The organism is Aggregatilinea sp., from assembly GCF_036822615.1.
Classification (GTDB): Bacteria; Chloroflexota; Anaerolineae; order Aggregatilineales; family Aggregatilineaceae; genus Aggregatilinea.
In genome coordinates this window covers 25306-31857 of sequence record NZ_DAISHJ010000055.1, presented here as the reverse complement: position 1 = coordinate 31857, position 6552 = coordinate 25306, and the positions used below count along the sequence as shown (strand labels likewise).

The 6552-nt window shown below is 65.2% G+C and carries 6 protein-coding genes and 1 pseudogene; all 7 read right to left on the bottom strand.

What is annotated here, in order from left to right; all coding sequences use genetic code 11:
* Window positions 1-298 (bottom strand): hypothetical protein (locus V7116_RS15435; RefSeq protein WP_324392842.1); only part of this gene is annotated, 298 nt, incomplete at its 3' end.
* Between the two features lie 63 nt (window positions 299-361).
* Complete coding sequence (locus V7116_RS15430; protein ID WP_324392841.1) at window positions 362-2041, bottom strand: hypothetical protein; 1680 nt, start codon at window positions 2039-2041, stop codon at window positions 362-364.
* Window positions 2042-2262: 221 nt separating this feature from the next.
* Window positions 2263-3054, bottom strand: a complete 792-nt coding sequence (locus V7116_RS15425; RefSeq protein WP_324392840.1) for an SDR family oxidoreductase — start codon at window positions 3052-3054, stop codon at window positions 2263-2265.
* Between the two features lie 19 nt (window positions 3055-3073).
* A complete protein-coding gene (locus V7116_RS15420; protein ID WP_324392839.1) occupies window positions 3074-3511 on the bottom strand; it encodes an FHA domain-containing protein in 438 nt (145 codons plus the stop codon).
* Window positions 3501-4259: an FhaA domain-containing protein gene (locus V7116_RS15415; protein ID WP_442891853.1), complete on the bottom strand. Its 759-nt coding sequence runs from the start codon at window positions 4257-4259 to the stop codon at window positions 3501-3503. The genes V7116_RS15420 and V7116_RS15415 overlap by 11 nt, the downstream gene beginning before the upstream one ends.
* Window position 4260: 1 nt before the next feature.
* A pseudogene (locus V7116_RS25825) lies at window positions 4261-4332 on the bottom strand (hypothetical protein); the annotation flags it as partial.
* Between the two features lie 283 nt (window positions 4333-4615).
* Window positions 4616-6454, bottom strand: a complete 1839-nt coding sequence (locus V7116_RS15410; RefSeq protein ID WP_324392837.1) for a peptidoglycan DD-metalloendopeptidase family protein — start codon at window positions 6452-6454, stop codon at window positions 4616-4618.
* Between the last annotated feature and the right edge of the window lie 98 nt (window positions 6455-6552).

Genomic DNA, 6552 nt, shown 5'->3' with positions numbered 1-6552 from the left:
CGGTCGGCGGATCCAGCCGGACGAGCGCCAGCGGCGTGCTCTGCGTGCCCGCCTGGACGGTCGCCGTGCGCCACGCCGCCACCAGACGCCGCCATTCCATGGCGCGATCCAGGGGATTGATCGGATCCTGGTCGCCATTGAGGTTCGCGTAGGGGGCAGCGATCACGGCCAGCACAGGCAAATAGCGCCGGAGCTGCGCCGCGCCGGGATTGTCCAGCAGCATGCGGCCCCGGGCCAACGTGAAGCCCGGCACGCCGGGTTGGCCTGCCGGAAGGGTGGGAGTCCGATTTTCGGTCATGGGAGTGCAGTATAGTGCAAACCCGCAAAAAGTAAAACGACAGAGACGTTTGTGATTTTCCGATCAACTCGCGCGCGAGGCCGGGAACGCGAGTTCAAACTGCGCGTCGTGCCCGGGCGCGCGGATGGTTGCCAGCACGCGGCTGTCCGCCGACCATGCCAGCGTGGCGCGCAGCCCGGCGGGCAGATCGGCGCGCAGAAGGGGAACCAGGGTGAACGACTCCAGGTCGAACACCGCATCCCCGGTGAGCCAGTACCGGCCATCCGGCGACAGCGCCTCTGCGGCGGACGCGAAGCCGTCCGGCGCAAACGGCGTGTCCCCCGCCCCGATCTGCGGCGTGATGCGGATCTCGACCGGGCGCCGATCCGCAAAGCGGATCATGCGCAGCGAGCACGGGTACGGAACCTGCTGCGTTTCCCCGCTGTCCAGGGTCAGGGTGTCCTCGCTCGGGAAGGCGGCGATCACGAGTGTGTCGTCGTCCGGCCATGTCACCTGCCCCGACAGGTCAAACCCGCCGGGCTCGGACCGGTAGAGGATGGCCCCGTTCCAGGCCGCAACCACCACCTGCCGCAGCGCCATCGGCTCAACACGGATATCAAACGGCGCGGCATGCCGCGCCAGCGTCCCGTCATCGCCCGCAAACAGGACCAGCCGATCGCCATCCGGCGACATCCCAGCAATCGACTCGAATTCGCCCGTTACGGGGGCCGGCTCGACGGCATCGCGCGCGAAGTCGTAGGCATAGGGCCGGGTCACGGCGACATCTTCCTCCGGCTGCACGAGAAAGTACAGGCGCTCGCCCTGGCGGTAGGCCAGTCGAACGTCGTTATCATCCACCGCGACGGACTGGCATTCCCAGCCGAGATCCTGCGTGCGGAGGCCCGCCGCGTCATATACCGTCAGGCGGCAGGGCGTGTGCGACAGTCCGCCACTGCCCAACATGCCCTCCGAATAGCCGTCTGAATGGAGAGACGCATAACGCTGGCTCTCGCCGGAATAAAACACCGTGCCCGGCCAGCCCGAAAACGTGAAGGTCAGGCTGCCCGCGGCGGTGACGTCAAACGCGAAATAGGCTGCGGGGGGATACGAGCGGTAAGAGTCGCTGGCAACCAGCATCCCCTGCCTGTCCCCAATCCACGAATGGAAACCGAACACCGGATCGAGCGGCAGATGCTCGTCCAGCACGCCCAACTCGGCCACCGTGCCGGAGTCGAGCCGGTACGAAAAGACGTGATAGGTCAGATCGGCCTCGCTGCGCCCCACCATGACCAGCCACGTCCCATCCGGTGATGCCCCGACCTTCCACTGCCGGTAGTGCGCCGGGAGCGCGTCGCGCACTGCGCCTGTTTCCGTATGGCACAGCAGCGCCACACCCGGATCGTCCGCCACGGCGACCGCCGCCCAGTGCCCGCTGCCCGGCTGCGCCTGTAGGATGCGACCGCCGCACACCGCCGGCGCAGCGCGGTACTCGCCTGTGGCCGGATCGAGCAGCAGCGTATTCCCGGCGGCGGCTGCACCCTGTCGATCGGAATCCAGCGTCGAATCCACGAACGTCAACTGCACGGCGATTGTGCCATCCTGGCTGAGGTGGGCAGAAGCGACCCGGTCCACACCCGGCGGAAACGGAAACCGGCGCGGCGCGGCGGACGAGCCATCGTAAAACAGGATTGCGCGCCCCTCATTGTCTGCCTCTGCGCGTGCCTGAGCGGCTGTGTCGGTGGTCGTCAGGAGCGTCCACGTCACGCCGTCCTCCAGAATCGCGGTGGGATCGGGCGGCCAGGAGACAGGCGGCTGCGGCGTTGGCGTCGATGTTTGGGCGTGAACGGGAGCAGCGAGGGCCAACCAACACACGGCTATAAGCAAAAATTTCTTCACTGGCAGCGCCTCCGAACAACGTGAGATCGTGCCGCGGCACCAAACAAAAAGGGCACCCCGCAGGATGCCCCTCATGCACATAAAATGTCTTACAGCGTGGTGCGGATCGCGCCGCCATCCACCGGGATCATCGCCCCGTGCACGTAGCTGGCCGCCGGAGAGCACAGGAACACCGCGACGTTGGCGAACTCTTCCGGCTCGCCCATGCGGCGCAGCGGCGTGCTCGCGCCCTGCCGCTTTCCGGCTTCCTCGGCGGTGATGCCCTGCGCCTGCGCGCGGCTTTCCATGATCTGCGTGACGCGCCCGGTGCGCGTCCAGCCGGGCAAGATGCTGTTGACCCGGATGCCCTGCTCGCCCAGTTCGTTCGCCAGCGATTTGGTCAGCCCGGCGACGGCCATGCGCACGCTGTTGGACAGCACCAGATTATCGATCGGCTGCTTGACCGACACGGACGTGATGGTCAGGATCGAGGCGCGGCTGCTCTGCTTGAGGTACGGCAGCGCGGCGCGGATCATGTATACGGCGCTCATCACGTTCAACTGGAACGCCTTTTCCCAATCGTCGAGCGAGACGGACTCGAACGTGCCGGGCGGCGGACCGCCCGCATTGGTCACCAGAATGTCCAGCCCGCCGAGACGCGCCGCCGCGTTTTCGATCAACGTCCGCGCGGTTTCGCCGTCGGTGACGTCGCCGCTGAGCGCCAGGACGTTGTTGCCCGATTCGCGCCGGATGGCGGCGGCGGTTTCTTCCAGCCGGTCCTGATAGCGCCCGTTCACGACGACGTGCGCGCCTTCCAGACTGAACTGGCGCGCGGTTGCGGCCCCCAGGCCGCTGCTGCTGGCCGCCACAAAGACTTTGGCCTCATTCAACCCGAGATCCATGCGTCCTCTCCTGCCTGATTCAGTCCAGTTCCAGACGGAACTGGACCTGCCCGATTCCAATCACATCACCCGACGAGACCACGACCGGCTCGGTGATGATATCGCCGTTGAGCAGCGTGCCGTTGCTGCTGTGGCGATCTTCCAGCCACCACTGCCCGCTGCGCCAGATCACCAGCGCGTGCTCCTGGCTGGCGAAACTGTCGCGCACGACGATGGTGTTCGCCGGTGCACGGCCCAGGCTGGTTACCGGCAGCAGCGAATAGCTCGACCCGGTTTCCAACGCGCCATCCGAGGACGCCACCACCACCAACTGGCCCCGGTGAAGTCTGCCGCCCGTTACCTCGCTGACCGCCGCCTGATAATCGCGCCACAATACGAGGAACACCGCGCCCAGGAAGCCGACCAGCAGCCCGCCCGTCACGACGCGCAGCACCAACAGCAGTTCCTCAAGGCTCAAGAAAACCGTCCTCTTCCGGTTCGTCGCCGGACCGATTCGCAGACGCCGCGTCGTCCTCGACGGGGCGCACCCACACCTGCGTATCGCCTTTCGGGCTCAACCGCCCGGTAGACGCTTCATCCACATGGTACACCAGCGGCACGCCCGCCAGTGACAGCACGTCGCCGGGGCGCAGCACGCATTCGCTCACACGCTGGTTGTTGACAAACGTCCCGCCCCGGCTGCCCAGGTCGTAGAGCACAAATTCCCCGAAGCGGAAGCGGAGCTGGCAGTGATGGCGGCTGATCCGCATGTCGTCCAGCACGATCGTGTTGTCGCGCCGCCGCCCGATGTTGATCACCGGGCGATCCAGGGGCACGTAATGTTTGCCGTCCACGATCAAAAACGCGTCAGGCAGAACGTCGCGGCGCGGTGATGCATCCTCCGGCTGGCCGAGCGGGTGCAGCACCTGGGTCGATTCACGCAGCGCGCGCCGGTAGGACGTCACGACGGAGACCGTATGCGCGGGGACCGCGCCGTCCGCGATCAACTCGACGCCGGGCAGCGAATCGAGCCACAAGCCGCTTTCGTGGGCCAGCGCCACGAGATGTTCGGAAAGCAGCGCCGCCAGCTCCGGCTCGCGGGCAAGCAGCGCGGTGTGATCGGCGGGGTGAAGGTGCACGGCGAAGTGATTGGGGGCGCAGTCGCGCTGCTGGTCGTCTACGGGCCAAACGCAGCGCGACCTCGCGCGGCTGGAGCTGCCCGTCAAACAACCGGGCAAACCCGCCCTCGACCAGCGATTGAATGCGCTCTTCAAACCGTGACAGGCTGTTTTTGTCCATGCGCGCGATTATACCCATTCCGCCGCTCAAAACGATAGCCGCCCGGGCGCGCTGCTGCGCGACCACGCGACGATTGCACCGCGCCCACCTGACAGGTGGCTGACAGGCGCAAAACCGCGGGTCGGACCTCCGCGCATCGTGTTTCCGACAGGAAACGAAAAGCAGGGCAGGTTAGAAACCTGCCCCTACAGAAGCGACTCCATGCGCGGGCCGAACACTTCCATAACGGCGAAGCATGTAGGGGCGGGTCTGTGACCCGCCCGGTTCGTGTCGCGTTGCGCCGTTAGTCCCGCTTGGCGGGGCGGTTGTTCTTGACGAAATCCTGCGGATCGATGTAGTGCTGAAGCAGCAGGTCGCGGTTCATGCCCGGCCAGTGCCACGGCTGCGTTGAGAGAATGCTCGTCGGGCTGAGGTCGAAGTGCAGGTGGTAGGCGTACAGGCCCTCGCCGTTGCCCACGTTGGCGATCTGCTGGCCGCGCACAACGCGGTCGCCGACCTTGACCTTCATGCTCTCGACGTGCGCGTAACGCCCGTAAAGCACCTGCCCGGTCGTGATCAGCGGATCGTGCCGGATCACGATGATGTTGCCCCACCCCGCGACGCGGTTGGCGTAGGTCACCACGCCGGACGCCGCCGCCGACACGGGGCTGTGCTTGTCCGAGTCCCAGTACGGCGAGTTCAGGTTGAGGTCCGCGCCGGTATGGTACGCCTGGCTCGACGTGCCCTGGCGGTAAAGCCGCGCGAAGCCGGTCGCATCGAACCATTTACCCGGCCACACCTCGGAGGCGGCACGTTCCGAAGCCGTGCCGATCGGAACATCGTAACCGTCGGCCAGATATTTATTCGTAGGCGTGATGCCGATGATCTGGCGCCACCGCACCGCGTCGAACGCGATTTCCTTGTCCGATTCGCCCGTCAGGTCGTTGAGGAACACGATCCCGGCCTGGGCGTTGTTGGCGTCAAACTGGTACGTACCCAGCGGCACCCATACGTTGTAATAGGGGTCCTGCCGGATCGGGATTTCCAGCTCGGACGACGTGCCCAGCACGCCGTGCAGCTTGAAGCGCGCGTTGCCCGTCGTGGCATGACGCGCCGGAACGAACACCGACACCTCGTACCAGCCGCTCGCCACGAGATCGGGATCCCATCGCGCCCAGACGGTACTGGTCTGGCCGACCGTCTTCTTATATTTGACGTTCCACCCCCACGTGCCCTTAAAGGAGCTGAGCAGCGTATTCGCGTCCTGACCGGTGTACGATCCCTGGCTGTATCGCGCGCTGTCGGGCGTAATCACGACTTCGATCCCGTACCGGCCCCCGCTGGGCGTCGGCTCGGTCGGCGTGGTGGTGTCGTCCACGTCCAGCGACGTATTGATCACCGGGAACTCCACCGGGCCGATCACGCCCAAGCGCCACCAACTGATGCCGGTCGCCTTGTACGTCTTGACCACGAGTTCGCTGGCGGCGGCCATCTCGTCGCGCGGGGCCGCGCTGGGGAATACCGGGAACAGCGGCAGTCCGTACGATCCCCAGGTGGTGAAGCCTTCCTTGAGCACTTCCTGATAGGGGCGCTGGAACGTCTCCCAATAAAGCTGAAGGTGCACGCTGTTGATGAATGGCCGCCACTCGTCGGGGAAAATGCTCGCCTTGTGCTGCGGGCGGGGATCGACGGCCATGCCGATGTGGAAGCGCCCCCCCACCCCGCGCCGGATGCGGGTCATCAGCGGGCGGATCGGGTCTTTGCCGACCGTCCAGAAACCGGAATAGGGTTCAACGTCGAGCACCATCGATTTGACGCCCGGACGGTTGCACACCTCGATGATACGATCGGCCTCGGAAGTGATGTTCTGGCCCTTGACCACAGCCCAGGCGTGAAACTCCATGCCGTTGGCAGACAGGACGCGCACCCACTTGTCCACACTGGCAACGCTGTCGATCGCCAGGTCACGATCGGTGTCGAACTCGCCCATCCAGTTCGCGCCGTCGCTGGTCTTCACCCACAACTGTGTCACATTGGGGGACCACTGCTTGATCGTGCGGACCACGTCTTCGATGGTTTCTTCGGAGATCGAATTACCCTTCCAGTGCCAGATCGCAATCTTGCCGTCGTACGGCGTCGCCATGATCACCGCTCCTTTGCGCTCAGAAGCTCACATCGCTATATAAAATAAGTCTAGGCGAGATCCGTGCCTGTTACGTAGCATAGTGGAAATGATTTTTA

Excerpts from the sequence above, each read along its gene's own strand:
- V7116_RS15425 (WP_324392840.1), bottom strand. The coding sequence starts at position 3,054 with ATGGATCTCGGGTTGAATGAGGCCAAAGTCTTTGTGGCGGCCAGCAGC.
- V7116_RS15410 (WP_324392837.1), bottom strand. The coding sequence starts at position 6,454 with ATGGCGACGCCGTACGACGGCAAGATTGCGATCTGGCACTGGAAGGGT.